The 19211-nt window shown below is 76.1% G+C and carries 14 protein-coding genes, 2 tRNA genes and 1 pseudogene; 13 read left to right on the forward strand and 4 right to left on the reverse strand.

The window, feature by feature from the left end; translation table 11 throughout:
* Positions 1-593: 593 nt before the first annotated feature.
* The 4 genes and pseudogenes from J2S46_RS41045 to J2S46_RS14955 form a co-directional block, all read left to right on the forward strand.
* Positions 594-1689: pseudogene (locus J2S46_RS41045) on the forward strand (helix-turn-helix domain-containing protein); the annotation flags it as partial.
* A 756-nt stretch (positions 1690-2445) separates the two neighbouring features.
* The gene (orn, locus tag J2S46_RS14945; protein ID WP_191289995.1) at positions 2446-3048 is read left to right on the forward strand and encodes an oligoribonuclease; all 603 of its coding nucleotides are present in this window, start codon (positions 2446-2448) and stop codon (positions 3046-3048) included.
* 194 nt (positions 3049-3242) lie between these two features.
* Positions 3243-3318 (forward strand) — tRNA-His (locus J2S46_RS14950).
* A gap of 288 nt (positions 3319-3606) precedes the next feature.
* Entirely contained in the window at positions 3607-4053 is a 447-nt protein-coding gene (locus J2S46_RS14955; protein WP_191289996.1) for a DUF4442 domain-containing protein, read from the forward strand.
* A 314-nt stretch (positions 4054-4367) separates the two neighbouring features.
* On the opposite strand, the gene J2S46_RS14960 is transcribed toward J2S46_RS14955, so the two are convergent.
* Entirely contained in the window at positions 4368-5435 is a 1068-nt protein-coding gene (locus J2S46_RS14960) for a LacI family DNA-binding transcriptional regulator (protein WP_191289997.1), read from the reverse strand.
* A gap of 541 nt (positions 5436-5976) precedes the next feature.
* Here J2S46_RS14960 and J2S46_RS14965 point away from each other — a divergent pair.
* Both J2S46_RS14965 and J2S46_RS14970 read left to right on the forward strand, forming a co-directional pair.
* Positions 5977-7437 (forward strand): GH1 family beta-glucosidase, encoded by a 1461-nt coding sequence (locus tag J2S46_RS14965; protein WP_191289998.1) that lies wholly within the window; start codon positions 5977-5979, stop codon positions 7435-7437.
* A 112-nt stretch (positions 7438-7549) separates the two neighbouring features.
* A complete protein-coding gene (locus tag J2S46_RS14970) occupies positions 7550-8503 on the forward strand; it encodes a hypothetical protein (RefSeq protein WP_191289999.1) in 954 nt (317 codons plus the stop codon).
* Positions 8504-8574: 71 nt separating this feature from the next.
* On the opposite strand, the gene J2S46_RS14975 is transcribed toward J2S46_RS14970, so the two are convergent.
* Both J2S46_RS14975 and J2S46_RS14980 read right to left on the reverse strand, forming a co-directional pair.
* On the reverse strand, positions 8575-9501 hold the full coding sequence (locus J2S46_RS14975) for a spermidine synthase (RefSeq protein ID WP_370882191.1): 927 nt from the start codon (positions 9499-9501) through the stop codon (positions 8575-8577).
* A 197-nt stretch (positions 9502-9698) separates the two neighbouring features.
* Complete coding sequence (locus tag J2S46_RS14980; protein WP_229912704.1) at positions 9699-10190, reverse strand: hypothetical protein; 492 nt, start codon at positions 10188-10190, stop codon at positions 9699-9701.
* Between the two features lie 572 nt (positions 10191-10762).
* Between J2S46_RS14980 and J2S46_RS14985 the strand changes: the two genes are divergently transcribed.
* Complete coding sequence (locus tag J2S46_RS14985; protein WP_191290001.1) at positions 10763-12208, forward strand: NsdA family TPR-like regulatory protein; 1446 nt, start codon at positions 10763-10765, stop codon at positions 12206-12208.
* Positions 12209-12289: 81 nt separating this feature from the next.
* Here the strand turns inward: J2S46_RS14985 and J2S46_RS14990 are convergent, their stop codons facing one another.
* Positions 12290-12940 carry a histidine phosphatase family protein gene (locus tag J2S46_RS14990; protein WP_191290002.1) on the reverse strand — a complete coding sequence of 217 codons (651 nt, stop codon included), beginning with the start codon at positions 12938-12940 and terminating at the stop codon, positions 12290-12292.
* Positions 12941-13183: 243 nt separating this feature from the next.
* Here J2S46_RS14990 and J2S46_RS14995 point away from each other — a divergent pair, with 243 nt between their 5' ends.
* The 6 genes from J2S46_RS14995 to J2S46_RS15020 all read left to right on the forward strand — a co-directional run bounded on the left by J2S46_RS14995 (position 13184) and on the right by J2S46_RS15020 (position 19211).
* Positions 13184-14377: a hypothetical protein gene (locus tag J2S46_RS14995; RefSeq protein WP_191290003.1), complete on the forward strand. Its 1194-nt coding sequence runs from the start codon at positions 13184-13186 to the stop codon at positions 14375-14377.
* Positions 14374-16062, forward strand: coding sequence for an amino acid adenylation domain-containing protein (locus tag J2S46_RS15000; RefSeq protein ID WP_229912705.1), 1689 nt, complete (start codon positions 14374-14376; stop codon positions 16060-16062). The genes J2S46_RS14995 and J2S46_RS15000 overlap by 4 nt, the downstream gene beginning before the upstream one ends.
* Before the next feature lie 8 nt (positions 16063-16070).
* A complete protein-coding gene (locus J2S46_RS15005; RefSeq protein WP_370882311.1) occupies positions 16071-17438 on the forward strand; it encodes an AAA family ATPase in 1368 nt (455 codons plus the stop codon).
* A 300-nt stretch (positions 17439-17738) separates the two neighbouring features.
* Positions 17739-18149: a DUF8844 domain-containing protein gene (locus tag J2S46_RS15010; protein ID WP_229912706.1), complete on the forward strand. Its 411-nt coding sequence runs from the start codon at positions 17739-17741 to the stop codon at positions 18147-18149.
* A 217-nt stretch (positions 18150-18366) separates the two neighbouring features.
* Entirely contained in the window at positions 18367-19008 is a 642-nt protein-coding gene (locus tag J2S46_RS15015; RefSeq protein ID WP_191290005.1) for a bifunctional DNA primase/polymerase, read from the forward strand.
* A gap of 129 nt (positions 19009-19137) precedes the next feature.
* Positions 19138-19211: transfer RNA gene (locus J2S46_RS15020), tRNA-Lys, on the forward strand.

A 19211-nucleotide genomic window follows, 5' to 3' on the forward strand; every position in this document is an offset into this window, starting at 1 on the left:
GACAACAAGCCACCGCTGCACCCGCCCCCTTCCCAGAAGGCTCGACGGGTGCCACGCTTCGTGATCGAATGCTTCACGCCAAATTGCCATGTCGACATAGCGTCGGATGGTGAACTTGTCACAACAGCAACGGTCCACCCAGTAGATTCGATCTTGGCTAGCAGTACCGCACCACCACACCACACCACCGAGGGGGCTTGAGCGCCTTGAGCAGGGTGAGCAGGAGCGACGCGGGTCCTGACAACGGCCAGGCCGTGGCCGGTCTCACGGACCAGGTGTCGAGAGATTCCGACACCTCGGCCGGCGCCTCCGCCACCCCGGACGCCGTCGGACGCACCGTCACCCGGGCTCCGCTCGGCCGCCCCTCGTTCGGCGCCTCCCAGGGCCTGCCGGGCCAGACCGGCTTCGGTGGAGCGTCCCTGACGGCAGGGCAGTCCGCCATGGGCTCCTCGGGCCAGCCCTTCCAGACCCTGGCGCACGCCACCGTATCCGCCCACGGGGCAAGCGCCGCGTCCGGCTCCGCCGTTCTCGGCGGTCCGTCGGGCGTGACCCCCGCCGGGCCGCCGGCCACCGGGACGGCCACGGCCGGCCCGCTGACCTCCTCGCCGCCCCGCAAGCTCTCCGGGCGGCGGCGCCGCGAGACGGTGGCCGTACTGATCTTCGGTGGCGCCCCGATCTTCGAGAGCTCGATCCCGCTCTCCGTCTTCGGCGTCGACCGCCAGGACGCCGGCGTGCCCCGTTACCGTCTGCTGGTCTGCGCCGGGGAGGAGGGCCCGCTGGCCACCACCGGCGGACTGACCCTCACCGCCCCGTACGGCCTGGAGGCGCTGGCCCGCGCCGGCACCATCGTCGTGCCCGCCTGGCGCTCCATCTCGCAGCCCCCGCCGGTGGAGGCCATCGCGGCCCTGCGCAAGGCGCACCACGAGGGCGCGCGGATCATCGGCCTGTGCACCGGCGCGTTCGTCCTCGCCGCCGCAGGCCTGCTGGACGGGCGTCCCGCGACCACCCACTGGATGTACGCGCCGACGCTGGCCAAGCGCTACCCCCGGGTCCACGTCGACCCGCGCGAACTCTTCGTCGACGACGGCGATGTGCTCACCTCGGCCGGTACCGCGGCCGGGATCGACCTCTGCCTGCACGTGGTCCGCAGCGACCACGGCGCGGAGGCGGCCAACGCGCTGGCCCGCCGGCTGGTGGTGCCGAGCCGCCGCAGCGGCGGCGGACAGGCCCAGTACATCGATCAGTCTTTACCTGAGGAGATCGGCAACGACCCGCTGGCCGAGGTCGTGACCTGGGCGCTGGAGAACCTCAACCAGCAGTTCGACGTCGAGGTGCTGGCCGCCCGCGCCTACATGAGCCGCCGCACCTTCGACCGCCGGTTCCGCACGCTCACCGGGAGCGCGCCGCTGCAGTGGCTGATCACCCAGCGGGTGCTGCAGGCCCAACGCCTGCTGGAGACCTCGGAACTGTCGGTGGACGACGTCGCGCGCCGCTGCGGGTTCCGCTCGCCGGTGGCGCTGCGCGGGCACTTCCGCCGTCAGCTGGGTGTCTCGCCGGCCGCGTACCGGACGAGTTACCGGGCCCGCCGACCCGGTCCGCAGGGACCGGGGCAGGCTCCCGGCACGTCCGAGCGCTTCGCCGGCGGGTCGGGCGGCCCGCAGTCGGGCCAGGCCGGGCACTCCGGCCTCCCCGGTCAGGGCGCCGGCCAGTCCGGGCCGTACGGTCACCCCGGTCATGCCCATCCGGCTGCGGGAGCCGCCGCGGCCGGGGCGGGCCATGCCCCTGGGGCGGGTGCTCCGGGGCACTCCGGGCACGGCACCGCGCTCCCGTCCGGGCCGGGGGCCCCGGGCGGCGTCCCGCACCAGGGCCAGCACGCCCGTCAGCCGTACCAGAACCACGCCGGCCAGCCGGCGGGCGGCCGCAACGGTGGCCGGGCGCTCGTCCCGGCCCAGGCGGGCCCCGGCTCGCCCCGGCCGCCACGCACCGTGGAGCATGCCCCGGCCGAGGACGGCCAGCCTCAGCCGGGAGCACGCGGTCAGGGCCAGGGCCACCGGGCCGGGCGGGCGTCCGCCGAGCGGGCCGCGACGATCGACCCGCCATGGACCGGCCCGGGCCCGACCGGGGCGCCGCGGACCGCGCCTCCGGGCCCGCCGCGGACCGGACCGCGACCGGCCGCGGCAGCGCCGAGCACACCAGCGCGGATCAGGACGGTCACGGACCCGCCGGGTCCGGGTACACGGCGTCCGGGCACTCGCCGGACGACGGCGTGGCCGAGGGCCGTACGACCACGGACCGCGGGGCCCCGAACGGGTCCGCGAACCACGTCCCGGCGGCGGACCGCGTTCCCGCGCCGGCCGCGCCCGCGGACGACGGTATGGGCGGCTCCACGTCCCGTGAGGGCCTTGCGGTGCCCGCGGCGCGGGATCGCGCCGTAGGGTGAGTGGCGTGAATGACCGTTTGGTATGGATCGACTGTGAAATGACGGGGCTCGACCTCGACCGGGACGCACTGGTCGAGGTCGCGGCACTGGTGACCGACTCCGAGCTGAACATCCTCGGCGACGGTGTGGACGTCATCATCCGCCCGCCCGCCGAGGCTGTGGCGAACATGCCCGAGGTGGTGCGCACCATGCACACTTCCTCCGGCCTGCTCGACGAACTGGAGAACGGTCTGACGCTGGCGGAGGCCGAGACCCTCGTGCTGGCGTACATCCGCGAGCACGTGCCGGAGGCCGGGAAGACCCCGCTCTGCGGGAACTCGGTGGCCACCGACCGTGGCTTCCTCGCCCGCGACATGCCCGCGCTGGAGGGGCACCTCCACTACCGGATCGTGGACGTCTCCTCGATCAAGGAGCTGTCCCGCCGCTGGTTCCCCCGGGCGTACTACAACAGCCCGCAGAAGGGCGGCAACCACCGGGCGCTGGCCGACATCCGCGAGAGCATCGCCGAACTGCGGTACTACCGCGAGGCGGTGTTCGTCGAGCAGCCCGGTCCCGACACCGACACCGCGCGCGCCATCGCGGCGAAGTACCAGCTGCCCTCCGACTGACCCGCGAGCGCCCTCGGCCGGCCCGGGCCGGCCGAGGGCGCTCGCGCGGCTCTCCCGGGCCGGCCCGGGCGGGGCGCGCCGGTTCGGAGCGGCCGCCCGAGGGGGCGACCTCGCCTGCCGGAAACCCTGGCGCGAGCACCCTTCCGGATCCTGTAGAGTTCTTCCTGTCGGAGCGGGAACGCCCCGGACAGATGGTGGGTGTAGCTCAGTTGGTAGAGCACCTGGTTGTGGTCCAGGTGGCCGCGGGTTCGAGTCCCGTCACTCACCCCAGAGCCTGAGGGCCTGATCTCTTCTGGAGATCAGGCCCTCAGGCGTTTTTGTCGTTCCGGCACCGGACGGGTACCCACTCCCGCCGGGTCGCGGGCGGGTATCCACTCCCGCCGGGCCGACGGCCGGTGTGCGGCGGGGATCACACGGACGCCGGCCCCCGAGATCCCGGCACCCCGCGACCGTTCCCGCCGGCCCGTCCGAGCTCCTCCCCCACACCTCGGGGGCGAGGTCGGAAATTTCGCCGGGCCGCCCCTGCCCCTCAAAGCTACCGACTAGTAACATGACCCCATGACCACTGCCTCGATCGGCCAGCTGCTCGACTCGACCGTGCCCATGGCGCGCACCCTGAAGCTCGAATACCTGGAGACCACCCCGGAACGCGCCGTCCTGCGGCTCCCCGACCAGCCCGACTACCACAACCACGTCGGCGGCCCGCACGCCGGCGCGATGTTCACCCTCGCCGAGTCGGCCAGCGGCTGCATCGTGCTGGGCGCCTTCGCCGACCAGCTGTCGCGCGCCGTGCCGCTCGCCGTGAGCGCCGAGATCTCGTACAAGAAGCTGGCGATGGGCGCGGTCACCGCCACCGCCGTGCTCGGCCGCCCGGCCGAGGAGATCGTGGCCGAGCTGGACAAGGGCGAGCGCCCGGAGTTCCCGGTCACCATCGAGATCACCCGCGCGGACGGCGCCGTCACCGGCGTCATGACCGTCATCTGGACGCTGCGCCCGAACTCCTGACGGACAGCCCGGGGCCGGGGTCGCACAGCACCAGGCGCACCCACCGGCACCCGCCGGACGAGGCCCCCGGACGGGCCTCCGCACAGCTCGGTCCGTCCGGCCGGAGTCGACCACGTGTCCACCCACGAGCCCGGCCAACCGGCCGGCAGCTGCCGGCAGGCAGCCTTCGCACGGCCCGGCAGCCCCACCTGCCCGGGCCCGAAGCCGCCGGCCTGCCGTCCGGCGGCCCGGCTCCGGCCCCGTCGCCCGGCCCGCCGAACCGCTCCTGAACGAGCCTCGGCGACCCGGGCGACGAGCAGCCCCTCGCCCGCCCGTCAGGCCGAGTCCCGCACCACCAGTTCGGTGGCCAGCACCACCTGGCGGCGGGCCCGCCCGCGTTCGGTGATCTCGTCCAGCAGCACCCGGGCCAGGGTCCGGCCCATCTCCTCGATCGGCTGGCGCACGCTGGTCATCGGCGGGTCGGTGTGCCGGGCCACGATCGAGTCGTCGAAGCCGATCACCGCCACCTGGTCGGGCACCCGCCGCCCGGCGGCCCGGAGTTCCTGCATGGCGCCGGCCGCCATCACGTCGGAGGCGCAGAACACGGCGTCCAGGTCGGGCCGGCGTTCGAGCAGTCCACGCATCGCCAGCCGGCCGCCCTCCTCGGTGAAGTCGGCGAGCATCACCAGCTCCTCGTCGTACGGGCGCCCGGCCTCCTCCAGGGCGGTCCGGTAGCCGCCGAGCCGGGCCCGGGCGACCTCCATGTCGAGCGGTCCGGTGATGGTGGCGACCTGCTCGCAGCCCCGGCGCAGCAGGTGCCGGACGGCCATCCGCGCCCCGCCGGCGTTGTCGGCGTGGACGTAGCTGAGCGGTTCCTGGTCGCCTCGCCGCCCGGCCAGCACGGAGGGGATCTCCAGGCTCTCCAGCAGGGCCGGCAGCGGGTCGTCCTGGTGCACGGCGACGAGCAGGACGCCGTCGACCCGGCCCGCCGTCAGATAGGCCGAAAGTCGATCCCGCTCGCGCCGGTTGCGGACCAGGATGAGCAGCAGCTGCATGTCGGTCTCGGAGAGTTCCGCCGCGACGCCGCTGATGATGTCGGAGAAGTAGGGCTCGGAGAAGAGCCGGGTCTCGGCCTCGGGGACGATCAGCGCGACGGAGTCGGTCCTCGACGTGACGAGGGTGCGGGCGGCCCGGTTGGGGACGTAGCCGAGTTCGGTGATGGCCGCCTGGACGGCCTCGCGGGCCCGGTCGCTGACCCGGGGCGAGCCGTTGATCACGCGCGAGACGGTGCCGCGGCCGACGCCGGCGAGCGCGGCCACCTCCTCCAGGGTCGGGCGTGCCGAGCCCCGCGCATTCGCCCCGGAGTCGCTCGGCCCGGTGGGGCGCTGTGCGGTCTGGCTCATCGCTCACCTCGTGGAGAGATCATCCTCGGCCGGGCTGTCGCCCGGTTGCTGGTCGGTGCTGTCGGTGGCAACGCTCGTCCGCACTGCCGATCGGTCCGTCGATCGCCCTGCGGGTCGCGCTGCTCCTCATTCGCTGCTGTTCATTGTGGTGCTGTTCATTGTGGCCGGTTCCCGCGCCCGGAGAGCCACCCGGGCGGCAGTCGCCGTCCGCGGCCCGTGGGGCAGGGCGGGGCACCGGTCGGGCCGGCGGGGCGGGGCAGGGCGGGGCCCGGGGCTCGGCACCGCGGATCCGATCCGGTGTCTTGACACTCGCCCCCGGGACAAAGGAACCTTTCGACATGCACGATGGGAGCGCTCCCACACTCTAGTGGGCAATCCCGCCAAGGAACAGCACCAAGCGCGCCGACTGCGCAGTCCTGGCCGGCGCGGTGAACGGCATGCCTCCTGGGCACCTGCCGGGCGGCGGTCCAGGTGCCCCCGCCCGGGCGCCCGCAGCACCTTCCGTACCGTCCTCTCGAATCTCTCATGGGAGCGCTCCCGCATGACAGCCGTATCGGAACAGACCACCCAGGACGTCGCCCCGGCGCCCCGGGCCGCCCTGCCGGGCCGCACCTTCCCGGCGGGCTTCGCCTGGGGTGCCGCCACCGCCGCCTACCAGATCGAGGGCGCGGCCGCCGAAGGCGGACGGACCCCGTCCATCTGGGACGTCTTCAGCCACACCCCGGGGCGGACCGCCAACGGCGACACCGGCGACATCGCGGTCGACCACTTCCACCGGTTCCGCGAGGACGTCCGGATGATGGCCGACCTCGGGCTCACCTCCTACCGCTTCTCGCTCTCCTGGCCCCGGATCCAGCCCACCGGCCGGGGCCCCGCCGTCGAACGGGGCCTGGACTTCTACCGCGCACTGACGGACGAGCTGCTCTCGTACGGCATCACGCCCGTCGCCACCCTCTACCACTGGGACCTGCCGCAGCACCTGGAGGACCTCGGCGGCTGGACCGTCCGTGACACCTCCGCCCGGTTCGCCGACTACGCCGCACTGGCCGCCGAGGCGCTCGGCGACCGCGTCACCACCTGGACGACCCTCAACGAGCCCTGGTGCAGCGCCTTCCTCGGCTACGGCTCCGGCGTGCACGCCCCCGGGCGCACCTCCCCCGCCGAGGCGCTCAAGGCCGCCCACCACCTGAACCTCGGGCACGGCCTGGCCGTCGGCGCGCTGCGCGCCGCCCTCCCGGCGAGCGCGCAGATCGCGATCTCGCTCAACCTCCACCAGGTGCGGCCGCTCAGCGACCACCCGGCCGACACCGAGGCCGCCCGCCGGATCGACGCCGTCGGCAACCGCATCTTCACCGGCCCCGTGCTGCACGGCGCCTACCCGGCCGACCTGCTGGCCGACACCGGCCGGATCGTCGACTGGGACGCCCTGGTCCGCCCCGGCGACCTGGAGGAAATCTCCCGCCCCATCGACCTGCTGGGCATCAACTACTACACCCCCACCCTGGTCTCCGCCGCCGAGAACGCGGAGCCGGCCGCCGCCAGCGAGATCCACGGCGCCAGCACCCACTCCCCGTGGCCCGGGGCGGACGACGTCGCCTTCCACCTCGCACCCGGCGAGGTCACCGCGATGGGCTGGCCGATCGACGCCACCGGCCTGACCGACCTGCTGCTCGACGTCCACCGGGCGCACCCCGGCCTGCCGATGCTGATCACCGAGAACGGCGCCGCCTTCGACGACGTGCCCGGCCCGGACGGCATCGTGCACGACGCCGACCGGATCGCCTATCTGCACGACCACCTCGTCGCGGTGGCCCGCGCCATCGAGGCGGGCGCCGACGTCCGCGGCTACTACCTGTGGTCGCTGATGGACAACTTCGAATGGGCCTACGGGTACGCCAAGCGGTTCGGTGCGGTGCACGTCGACTACACGACACTGGCCCGCACGCCGAAGGCCAGTGCCACCTGGTACTCCGAGGTGATCCGGCGCGGCGGCCTGGGCTGACGCCCCGCCGGGGGTCGCCGCGTCCGGGGAGTGCCCGGCGGCCCGCCGGTGGCGATGACTGTCCGTGACGGCCCGCGTGACCTGACACCCCGCCCGCTCGTTGGGCCCTCACGTGCGAGCCAAACACCCCACCCACCCCCAGGCCCCGGCCACCGCCTGTCGCGACGGCGGCCGCCCCGGACGTGGGTGGCTGCCCCGCCCCCGCGCCGTCGCGGCGGGCGGGGCGCTGCTCGTCCAGCTCTGGGGCGTCGGCCTCGGCGCGGGCTGCGCCCAGGCCACCACCGTCACCCCGGGGCCCGCTCCCGCCGGTGCCCATCGGGCAGCCGGACCGGACTCCGCGCAGGTCCCGTCGCAGCGCCGTCCGCAGCAGGCCCCGGACCGGCCGGCCGACCAGGACGCCTCCCCGCTGCCCGGTCCCGCGCCGGAGCGGGGGGCCGGAGCGGGCGACCGGTCCGGGGACGGGCGCTCCGGTGATCCGGTCGGACGGCTGACCGACGCCGTGCCGGCGCTGGAGGACCAGGCCGCCCCGGTCGACCGGTTGCTCCAGGAACGGATCCGGGCCGGGGACCTGCCGCTCCCCGGTCAGGGCAAGGCCGTCCCGGACGCCTTCGCGATCGCCGCCGTCCTGCTGCCGGTCGCTCCCTCGGAGCCCCGCGCGCAGGACGGGCCCCGCGCCTCCCGGGACGCCCCGGCCGGGGCCGCGGAGGACGGCGCCGCCCCGACTGCCGAGCCCGCGGCCTCGGCCGGGCCGGAGGCACCGCCCGCCCGCCCCGACGCCCCGGCGGCTGCGGCCAAGGCCGTCCCGGCAGCGGAACGGGTGCCGGCCGCGGCCGAGGAGCCCGGCATCGGCCGGCCGGCGCAGGCCCGGCCCCGCCCGGTGGCGGGCCTGAACCCTGACCTCGGCCCGGACCTCGGCCCGGACCTCGGCGCTGACTCGGTCGCGGGCAGCCCGGTCGGGGTCGGCACGGCCGGGACCAGCGCCGCCGTGCTGGTCCCGATCACGGCCGGACTGCTGCTCACCGGCGCCGCGATGTACAAGCACCGAGGCCTGCCGAAGGGGCATTGAAAACGGGGCCGGCCGGGGCCGGGCGTCCGTCGTGGCACGCCGCGGTCCGGACCGGCCGGTCCGGACCGGGCCTAGTGGAACACGCCCGGCGGGGGTTCCGGTGACGGACCGCCGGTGGCGTCGGTGGCCGGGACGGCCCCGGCGGTGAAGTCGCTCAGGCCCCGGCCGTGCTCGACCCGACCGAGGGCAGCGTCGCCGGCCACCTTGCGGGTCAGGTCGGCGATCGGCAGCGGAGTGTGGGCGCCGGCCAGGATCAGGTTGCCGAAGCGCTTGCCGCGCAGCACGGCCGGGTCCGCGACCAGACAGGTCTCCGGGAAGACCGCGCGCAGGGTGGCGACCTGGGCACGGGCGAAGGACAGGGCCGAGCCGTCGGCGATGTTCGCCGCGTACCAGCCGCCCGGCGCCAGCGCCCGGGCGGCCAGCGTGACGAACTCGACGGTGGCGCAGTGCGCGGGCACCCGGGCGCCGGAGAAGACGTCGGCGATGACCAGGTCCACCGCGGCCTCGGGGGTGCGCTCCAGGACGGCGCGGGCGTCGGCGCCCCGGACCTTCACCTGCCAGCCGCGTTCCAGCGGCAGTTCGGCCCGGACGAGCTCGGTGAGCGCGGTGTCGATCTCGGCCACCTGCTGGCGGGAGCGGGGGCGGGTCGCCGCGACGTAGCGGGCGAGGGTGAGCGCGCCGCCGCCGAGGTGCAGCACGGTGAGCGGTCGGCCCGCGGGGGCCACCAGGTCGATCAGGTGGCCCAGCCGGCGCTGGTACTCGAAGCCCAGGTGGGCCGGGTCGGCGAGGTCGACCATCGACTGCGGCGCACCGTCGATCAGCAGGGACCAGGCCTGCGGGCGGTCCCGGTCCGGGACGAGTTCGGCCAGCCCGGAGTCGACCGGGCGGGCCAGCGGACCCTGTGCGTGGGTCCGGCCGCCCTGGTCGGTCACCGCGGTGGCGTCCGCCGTGCCACGGCCCCGGTCGGAGCTCTTGCCGGCCCTGCTGCTTCGTCCCATGCGGGCCATTATCGCCGCCGCTCGGGGAGCATCCGCAGGTCAGGCGTCCCGGGGGCGGGCGGACAGGCGGGCCCGGGGAACGCGAGCGAGGCGGGGGCGAGGGACCGGAGGGGGGACACGGTCAGCCGCGGTGCCCGGCGTGCTCGGGAGGCCCGGCGTGCTCGGGAGGCCCGGCGTGCTCGGGAGGCCCCATGTGCTCAGAACGGGCCGAGGCCGCCCGCGGTGAGTGTGCAGGCGGCCTCGCAGAGTGCGGAGCGCAGCACCCAGGGGTCGGTGGGCCGGGCGGTGGCCCCGGCCCCGGCCGGGGGCATCACCCAGCGCGGGTCGGTCACCGGCAGGACCACGGCGCCGGCCGAACACGAGCTGCCGGGCAGGTGCCAGCCACTCACCGTGCCGGCGGGCACCAGGAAGGAGACGGTCGTCCCCGTGACGCTCTGCAGCACCGCGCCGCAGGCCCGCCGCAGCCGCAGGATGTCCACCGCCTCCAGGCCGTGCCGGATCGCGACGGTGACGGTGTCGTACCCGACCGCGGCGGCGGGCTGTTCGGCCGACGGCCGGCGGGTGGGCAACGGGCCGCCGCCCGCCCAGGAGGAGCGGCCGTCGGTGGTTTCGGGCACCAGGGCCGGGGCCACGCCCGGCAGGACTCCTTGGGCGGCCAGGCGGTGGTACTGCGGTACTCCGGTGGCCATCTCGGGCCCTCCTGTCACCTCGTCCAGATCGGAAGCCTCGACGCCCGGCGGGGTGGGGGGCCGCGGCCGGCTCGGGGACGAGTCGGCGGCGGGTCGGGGTCGGCCTGGCTTCCGCGTATCAGGACAACGCGACGAGGGCGCTCCAGGCCACGGGGCGGCTTACAGCAAGCCATGGCATTTCATGGCAGAACTCGGCAACAATGCCCGAAATGAGCCGAATTGACAGCACATCATCCCAGAACCAGCCGTGTTCGGGCGGTGACTCCCGGTACTGTCTTCGCAGCGCCACGGCAGCCCGCCGGGCCCACCGGGGCCCGTCCGCCAACGCGGCACCCCCCGTCATCCGCATCCCCGGCCGCCCCACGCCCGGCGTCGGCCCCGACGCCGGTCAGCACCTCGCGACACCCCGAACCCCCGGCCCCACGGGCCCCGTCACCGAATCCCCCACCGGCCCCCGACAGCCAACCCCCACCCCCGAGACGGACCACCCCCGAGACGGACCACCAGCGCCGGGCAGCCCCGCCGGGCACCGACACCGACGAGCACGGCCACGCACGACCACGGAGTGCAGCATGGCAGCCACCACACCGGCCGCGCCGGACCTCCCCTCGCCCAACCGTGCGATGCGCGAGCTGCGCGGCGCGCTCTCCCCCGGTGAGTTCGCCACCGCCGTACGCCGGGCCGCCCGGGAGATCGGCGAGCACGTGTCCTGCGACGCACGCTACGTCGGACGGGTCGAGGCCGGCGAGATCCGCTGCCCCAACTACGCCTACGAGCGCGTCTTCCGCCACATGTGGCCGGACCGCAGCCTGCAGGATCTCGGCTTCGCGCCGCGCCGCACCGTCCGCCGCCGGGCGAACGGAACGGCCGCGCGCAGCACGAGAGTTGACGACGGCTACGCTGACCTCGCCGACCGGGCGCAGGCACCGCAGGTGCCCTGGTGGCCCGACGATTCGCACCATCTGGACGAGGAGAACGACGACGTGCGTCGCCGTACGTTCCTGAGCGGCGGCCCGACCGCCCTGGCGACCGTGATCGGCCTTGACCGGCCGGATCCGGCCGCGGCCCCCACCTGGCAACTGCCCCGGCAGGCCGGGGCCGTCCCGCCGCCCCGCCGGGTCGGCACCGCCGAGCTGCAGCAGGTCGAGCAGGCGGTGCGCGACATCCGGCTGCTGGACGACGTGCACGGCGCCGAGACCCTCTTCGAGCGGGCCGGGCAGTCCCTGCGCACCGCGTACGTGCTGCTCAACGACGGCGAGTACAGCAATGCCACCGAGCGCCGGCTGCAGGCCGGGGCCGGCGAGCTGGCGATCTCGGTCGGCTGGCTGGCCCACGACTCCAACCGGCTCGCGGAGGCGCGGTCCTTCTACGCCGAGGCGCTGGCAACCGCCCGGATGGCCGACGACGCCGCCCTGGAGGCCCACGTCTTCTGCAACAGCGCCTTCCTGGCCCGGGACGCCGGCCGGCCCCGCGAGGCCCTGCGGGCCGCCCAGGCCGGGCAGAGCGCCGCCCGGCAGCTGGACTCGGACCGGCTGCTCTCGCTGCTCGCGATGCGCGAGGCCGGCGGGTGGGCCCTGATGCGTGACCGGGCGGCCTGCGAACGTGCCCTCGGCCGTGCGTACACCCTCTTCGACCGGGGCGAGTCGGAGGCCGATCCGGAGTGGATGTCCTTCTACGGGGAGGCGGAGATCGCCGGCCTGGAGGCGCAGTGCTGGTCCGCCCTGGGCGAGTGGGACCGCGCCAGTGACCGGGCCGGCCGGGCGGTGGCGCTCCAGGAGCCGCACTTCGTCCGCAACCGGGCCCTCTACACCGCGGAGCTGGCCCACGACCGGCTGGGCCGGGGCGATCTGGCCGGGGCGGGCCGGCACGGGTCGGCAGCGGTGACGCTGCTCGGCGGGGTCCGCTCGGCCCGGATCACGGCGATGCTCGCGGACACGGCCGCCCGGCTGCGCGGGTGCTCCGCGGTGCCCGAGGTCGGCGGGTTCCTCGCGGTGCACGACCGCGCCAGCGCCTCCTGACCGGCCCCCGGGCGGAGCGGAAGCGCCGAGCGGCCCGGACCGGGGAGCGGGGACCCGCCGGGCGCGGCGGGTCCCGGCGGGTCAGTGCCCGAGGCCTTCGAGGTGGCTGACGTCGTTCCAGACCTCGACGGCGGGCAGCCCGTACTCCCAGGAGAGCACCGAGAGCGCGGCCGTGCCCAGCTTGAAGCGCTGCGCGTACTCGGGGGGCAGGCCGAGCCAGCGCGCGGTGAGGATGCGCAGCAGGTGCCCGTGCGCGAACAGCACCACGTCGCGGTCGGCGCAGTGCATGGTGGTGGTCTCGGGGTGCGGCACCCCGTGGCGGGTGTTGAGTTCCGCGATGAAGGCGTCCACCCGGGCCGCGACGTCCGAGAGCTTCTCGCCGCCGGGCACGCCGTCCCGCCAGATCAGCCAGCCGGGGTGGTCGCTCTCGCGGATGTCGGGGCCGGTCCGGCCCTCGTAGCTGCCGTAGTCCCATTCCAGCAGCTCGGGACGGTCGACGGCGCGGTCGCCGAACCCGGCCAGCGCACCGGTCTCCTTGGCGCGGCTCAGCGGGCTGGTGTAGACGAGGGCGTCCGGCAGGCCGTTCCACGGTGCCCCGGCGAGCCGCGCGCCGAGGGCGCGGGCCATCGCCCGGCCCTCGTCCGTGAGGGGGATGTCGGTGCGGCCGGTGTGGCGGCCGGTGGCCGACCAGGCGGTCTCGCCGTGCCGGACGAGAACGATTCGGGCGGGCATGGGGGAACTCCTCGCGACGGGCGGTGACAGCGGCCGGTCTCACCATCGAGCACCGGTCTCCATGATCCCCCATCCCGCTCCGGCTCTCTCGGCCTGGCCCGTCGCACCGGCGCCGGGGCCCGCGGGGCCGCCCGGCGGGGGGCGCGCCACGCCCGCAGCCCGCCCCCGGCAGCGCGGAGGCCGTGCGCCGCGACCACCGTCCGCACCCGGTTGTCGGACCCGGATGCAACACTTGGCCGCACCATGAACGTCTCGCACATCGGGCCCCCCGAGCCGCTCGCGCAGCGTCTCGCCGAGCTGCGCGGCCCGGCGCCGCAGCGCAGCCTGAACGCCCGTGCCCTCGCCGCGCTCGCCGCCAACCCCGGGTGCCGCCGCCGCGCCGTGCTCGACGCCGCCGGGGTCGACAAGGGCGCCGTCGCCCAGCGGTTGGGCCGCCCCGCGCCGTTCGGCCAGTCACCGTTCGCGATCGCGCGCGGCACCATGTTCGAGTCCCGGCTGAAGGCCGACGACTACGCGGTGCTGCTGGAGCCGCTGCGGCGCCACCTCGGGCTGCCCGTCGACGGCGCGGCCCCGCTCGCGGTGCCGGACCTGCTGCGCCGCTCCGGTCCGGCGGTGCGGGCCGAGCGCACGGCGGCCGCGCTCGCCGAGGCCGCCGCCGACCCCACGGCCTGGACGCTGCTGGACCACCCGCTGCTGCGGCTGACGGTGGCCGGCTCGCCGGCCTACCTGGAGCCGGACGCGGTGGTGGTGCACGGCGGGCGGTGCACGGTGGTGGAGATCAAGTCCTTCCCGGTGCTGGACGGCACCGCCGATCCGGCCAAGGTCGGCGCGGCGGCCCGGCAGGCGGCGGTGTACGTGCTGGCGCTGCAGGAGACCGCGGCCGCGCTGGCCGGCGCCGCGGTGGCGCCGGGCCCGTACGCGGTGCAGTCGCTGCCGGGCAGTCCGGAGCTGAGCGTGCTGCTGGTCTGCCCCAAGGACTTCAGCAACCGGCCGACCGCCGTCGCCGTCGACATCCGGCGCGAGCTGGCCACCACGCGCCGCCAGCTGGCCCGGATGACCGCCGTCGACCAACTCCTGGACGCCCTCCCGCCGGGCACCAGCTTCGACCTGGCACCCGATCAGGCGGGCCTGCCCACCAGGCCGGCGGCCGAGCTGGCCGACGCGGTCGGGAGTGTCCCGGCCGCCTACGGCCCGGAGTGCCTCTCCTCCTGCGAGCTGGGTTTCCACTGCCGGGCGCAGGCCCGCTGCGACGACCGGGTCGAGCAGCTCGGCCGGGGCGTCCGGGGCGAGCTGGGCAGCATCCGCACCGTCGCCGGGGCCCTGGCGGCCGCCGGCCCGGCCGCACCGGCCGGCGACCCGGAGTCGGACGAGGCCGCCGCCCGGCTGTCGTACGCGGCGGCGCTGCGCGCCGAGGCGCTGGGCGGGTGCGCCGGATGAGCCTGCTCGGGACGCTCGCCCGGCTGGAGGCAGTCCGCAGCGGCCGGGCCGAGCCGCTGGCCACGGTGCGGCACCGGCACCTCTCGGAGCGGCCGATGGTGGTGGTGCCGCTGACGGCCGCCGGCGAGTCGGGCGCGCCGCTGGCGGTGATGCTCGGCACCGACCGGCTGGCGCCGCGGCTGCACATCGTCCCGCAGCCGCTGAACCGCACGCTGCGCTTCGACCACCTGGCCGGGTTCGCCGCCGACCTGCTGCCCTACCTGGAGTCCTTCGGCGCGGAGGTGGAGCAGGTCGAGGGGTCCGAGAAGGACCCGGAGACCGGCGAGAAGAGCCAGGTCCTGCGCGAGCTCTGCGCGGACGCGCCGCAGGTGATCGTGCCGAACGGCGCGGGGGTGCACCACCTGGCGCTGCTGGGCCGCTCCACCCGGTTCCGCCGCACGGCGGAGGACGCCGACCCGGGGCCCTACCCCGCGCCGGCCCGGGTCCCGCTGCTGGGCCGCTGGCTGACGCACCTCACCGACCGGGCCCAGGTGCCAGGCTCCAGCCTGCTGCTGCCGATGACCGGCCTGCTGACCCGGCACTGGGCGACCGGCCAGAGCCAGTTGGAGGACCAGCACCTGGCGGCCCTGCTCGCCTGGCACCCCCGGCCGGGGGCGCTCCGGGCCGGTGCGGCGGGCGCCGGGCAGGCGGGCGACGGGCCGACCGGCGCGGCCGCCGCCGAGCTGGCCGAGAGCGCCCGCGACAGCCAGGGGCAGCTGCTGCACCCGCCGGCCGGCCCGGCCACCGACCCGCGCTTCGACGAACTGGTGCTCGCCCCGGCGATCGGCCGCTACGACGCCGCCGTCACCGCCCTGCGCGACGCCGGGCCCCGGGAGCGCGAGCGGGCCCAGCGGTACGTCGACCGGGCCGTCGACGTGCTGACCGACGCGCTGGCGGGCATCCTGCTGCCCACCTGGCAGGACGTCTGGCACGGACTGGACCTGCTGCGCACCCTGCCGCCCGCCGCCCACCTGGCGGAGCGCTGGGAGGGCGACCGCTGGTCGTACACCGGCCACCGGGACAGGCTGGCGGCCGGCGAGCCGCCGCAGCCGCGCCAGGACGACGCCGTGACGGCGGCCCGAAAGCTGGCCCAGCGCGAGCGCGAGCAGGTCCGGGTGGACGTCCAGGAGGCGCTGGACGACCCGCTGGCGATGGCCGAGCGCAGGCTGGCCGGTGAGGCCTTCACCGGCGAGGTGGTCGAGGTCGTGCCGGACCACGACACCTCGGGCCGGACGCCCAAACCGCGACCGCTGGTGACGGTGCGGACGGCCGACCACCCGCACGCCGACCTCGGCCGCGAGGCGCACCGCACCCATACCGCCACGCCGCAGAAGGCGGTGATCGCCGCGGTGGACCAGGAGGCCGGGACGATCACCCTGCGGGTGATGTCGGGCATGGGGCGCAAGAAGGAGCCGGAGCCGGGCAGCCTCCCCGAACCGGGTGAGCGGGTGACGTTCACCCTCTTCGAGTTGACGGCCCGCCAGTCCGCGCCGCTGCCGGAGCCGGACGACACCCCGTGGACGCACGGCGGGCCGCCCGGCTCGGGCGATCACGCCCGGGCCGTCGCCGGCGCGCCCCCGGTGTCCGGCGGGCCGCCGGCGCCCGCCGCGCCTCGTACGTCCGACGCCTCCGAGGAATGGGAGTGACCAGCCCCGTGACCGCGCCGCACCCCGAGCCCGAGCAGTCCCCGGGCGCCGCCGCCGACGCGGTGGTGGACCGGATCCTCGACGCGACCGTCCGCCCGGCCGTGGGCGCCCCGCGCGGGGTGGTGGTGGACTCCCCGCCGGGCGCCGGCAAGTCCACCCTGGTGGTGCGGGCCGCCCGGGAGCTGGTCGGTGCCGGCGAGCGGCTGATGATCGTCGCGCAGACCAACAACCAGGTCGACGACCTGGTCGACCGGCTGGCCTCGAAGGCGCCGGACATCACCATCGGCCGCCTGCACGCCTCCGACGGGCGGCCCGCCGCGGAGGCGCTGCGGCACCCGAACGTCACCGCGGCCACCAAGGTGGCCGAGCTGGCCGAGCACGACGTGGTGATCTCGACCTCCGCCAAGTGGCAGTGGGTGAAGGCCGAGGCGCCGTGGCGGCACGCGATCGTCGACGAGGCCTACCAGATGCGCTCGGACGCACTGCTGGCGGTCGCCCGCCTGTTCGAGCGCGCCCTGTTCGTGGGTGACCCGGGCCAGCTGGACCCGTTCACGGTGGTCGGCACCGACCAGTGGGCCGGGCTGTCCTACGACCCGTCCAACAGCGCGGTGGTGACCCTGCTCGCGCACAACCCGCAGATCGAGCCGCACCGGCTGCCGGTCTCCTGGCGGCTGCCGGCCACCGCCGCGCCCCTGGTCTCGGCCGCCTTCTACCCGTACACGCCGTTCCGGTCGGGCACCGGGCCGGGCGACCGCACCCTGACCGCCGCCGTGCGCCCGGACGGCTCCGCGCTGGACGCGGCCGTCGACGAGGCGGCGGAGCACGGCTGGGCCCTGCTGGAACTGCCCGCGCGGCACACCGTCCGGACGGACCCGCAGGCCGTGTCGGTGGTCGCGGCCACCGTGCGCCGGCTGCTGGACCGCGGTCTGACAGCGCACTCCGAGCAGGGCTCGACGCCGCTGACCGCCGACCGGATCGCGGTCGGCACCGCCCACCGGGACCAGGCCGCCGCCGTCCGGGCCGCGCTGGTGGCCCTGGGGGTGCCGGTCGACCCGACGGCCGGGCCGGCCGTCTCGGTGGACACCGCCAACCGGCTGCAGGGCCGCGAGTACGACGTCACGGTGGTGCTGCACCCGCTCTCCGGGCGCCCCGACGCGACCGCCTTCCACCTGGAGACCGGCCGGCTGTGCGTGCTGGCCTCCCGGCACCGGCACGCCTGCATCGTGGTCGCCCGGGCGGGGATCGCCGAACTGCTGGACGAGCATCCGGCGACCGAGCCCGTGCAGCTCGGGGTCACCGTGAAGTTCCCGGACGGCTGGGAGGCGCACCACGCCGTCCTCGCCCACCTGGCCGGCCACCGGGTGGCGCTGCGCTGACCGTGCGCCGCACCGCCCGGCGCCCCGTCCTGCCCACGCGCCGCCGTGCGCCGGCCGGCCATCACCCGGCCGGCACACGGTCGCGGAGCGGGCCGGGGCAGGTCAGGGTGCGCGGGCCGGTGTGATCGGCCGGGGCGGTCGAGGCACCACCCCGGCGCGCGGCACGGGAATAGCGCCCGTGATCGCACCGTTCCGTTACCGGCTGCCGCCTTGCGACAATGGACGACGGCCGGGCCCGGCACCCCGGCCCCGGCACGGCCGCCGGCGCCCACCGCCCCACCCTCCCGGAGGTGTCCACCCATGCCCGACTCCCACCCGAGGCCGTCCGACCAGAGCGGCTCCCCCGCGCCGGCCGGTCCGGGCCGGCCCGGCAGTCCCGAACAGCCCGCCCGCCGGCTGCGCCCGGCCCAACTGCTGTTCGAACCGCCGGCCGGCGAGCCGGAGCCGGAGCGTTTCTTCGACCTGGAGTCGATCGAGGACCCGGGCGAGCTGCTCCGCCGCTCCACCGAGCTGGCCCTGGCGTTCCGGGCCGCCGCCGAACGGGCCACCGACTTCCAGGCCGTGGCGGCCGCCCAGCTGGCCGACACCCGGCGGTTCGACGCGCTCTCCTTCGTGGAGATAGCGGCCCGCGCGGACTGGACCCCGGACTACGCGGAGAAGATGGTCGAGTACGGCCGCGGCCTGCTGCGTCCCCAGCGCCAGGGCGACTGAGGCCGCCGGCGGCCACCCACCTGACGGCCCGCCCCCGACCGCCCGGGGGTGTCCACCCGCACACCCCCACCGATCGCCTGCGTCCGACCGAACAACGGGACGGAATTCGATCGCCTGTGGCATATGCGCAGGGCAGGGTACGCCGACCCGGCGCACCCTGTCCGGCAAACCGTGCTTTCCCCCCGCGTCACGTTCGCGACACCGCAGGCTGCTCCCCGTGGACATCTGGACGTATGAATCGGTGGAGTACGTCACCGTGGCCGGGGAGGCCTGGCTGGCCTCCGCCAGTGAGTACCCGCGCAGCATGCGCGCCCTGTGGCAGTCGCGCCCCTGGGCGCCCTCGGTCCTGCCCTGCGGCCGGGCCTTCGACGTGATCAGCATGCCGTCGCTGTTCGGCCGCAAGGTGCTGGACGAACTGTGGACCTCCGGCCCCGGCTGCGGCCCGGTGGCGAGCCACCGCGGACGGATCCTCCTGTTCGCGCAGCCGGGCGCCGCCCCGCGCCTGCGCACCCTGCTGGCCTGGGAGGAGTGGGCCAGGGACGTGCCGCCGCTGCTCTGCCACGGGCAGGGCGACGCGGTGACCGTGCCGCCCGTGCAGCGGATGGTGAACACGCCCGACTCCCCCGGGCTGGGGGCGGGCCGGTGGATCGTCGCCCCGGACACCCGGGAGCCGTGGCTGCCGGGCGCCGCCGTGCTGCTCTGGGCCTGCGTCCGGGTGTCGCGGGGGCCCGGCGCCGGGCCGCCGCCCCACCCCGGGGCGGCCGGCCCGGCCGGGGGATCCCCGCGGACCCGGCGGCGCGAGCCCCGGCAGAGCGACCGGCGGCCCGGCGCCCACCTCCAGCCGATCCCGTCCGCCTGACCCCCGGCCCGGCTCGCTCCCGTGGGCGCGAGCCCGTCGGTGCGACGCCGCCCGCGGCCCGGTCGCGGCGGCCGGTTTATCGATTTTGGCGCGGCCCCGGCCCGCTGCTAGAGTCTTCCCTGTCAGCAGGCGCCGCTAGCTCAGTTGGTTAGAGCAGCTGACTCTTAATCAGCGGGTCCGGGGTTCGAGTCCCTGGCGGCGCA

It is taken from the genome of Kitasatospora herbaricolor (genome assembly GCF_030813695.1).
GTDB lineage: Bacteria > Actinomycetota > Actinomycetes > Streptomycetales > Streptomycetaceae > Kitasatospora > Kitasatospora herbaricolor.

What these genes read in the sequence shown, in the direction of transcription:
- J2S46_RS15010 (WP_229912706.1), top strand. Translation starts at nt 17,739, where the DNA reads ATGCCCGACTCCCACCCGAGGCCGTCCGACCAGAGCGGCTCCCCCGCG.
- J2S46_RS14955 (WP_191289996.1), top strand. Translation starts at nt 3,607, where the DNA reads ATGACCACTGCCTCGATCGGCCAGCTGCTCGACTCGACCGTGCCCATG.
- J2S46_RS14960 (WP_191289997.1), bottom strand. Translation starts at nt 5,435, where the DNA reads ATGAGCCAGACCGCACAGCGCCCCACCGGGCCGAGCGACTCCGGGGCG.
- J2S46_RS14985 (WP_191290001.1), top strand. Translation starts at nt 10,763, where the DNA reads ATGGCAGCCACCACACCGGCCGCGCCGGACCTCCCCTCGCCCAACCGT.
- J2S46_RS14965 (WP_191289998.1), top strand. Translation starts at nt 5,977, where the DNA reads ATGACAGCCGTATCGGAACAGACCACCCAGGACGTCGCCCCGGCGCCC.
- J2S46_RS14995 (WP_191290003.1), top strand. Translation starts at nt 13,184, where the DNA reads ATGAACGTCTCGCACATCGGGCCCCCCGAGCCGCTCGCGCAGCGTCTC.
- J2S46_RS15000 (WP_229912705.1), top strand. Translation starts at nt 14,374, where the DNA reads ATGAGCCTGCTCGGGACGCTCGCCCGGCTGGAGGCAGTCCGCAGCGGC.
- J2S46_RS14975 (WP_370882191.1), bottom strand. Translation starts at nt 9,501, where the DNA reads ATGGGACGAAGCAGCAGGGCCGGCAAGAGCTCCGACCGGGGCCGTGGC.
- J2S46_RS14980 (WP_229912704.1), bottom strand. Translation starts at nt 10,190, where the DNA reads ATGGCCACCGGAGTACCGCAGTACCACCGCCTGGCCGCCCAAGGAGTC.
- J2S46_RS14990 (WP_191290002.1), bottom strand. Translation starts at nt 12,940, where the DNA reads ATGCCCGCCCGAATCGTTCTCGTCCGGCACGGCGAGACCGCCTGGTCG.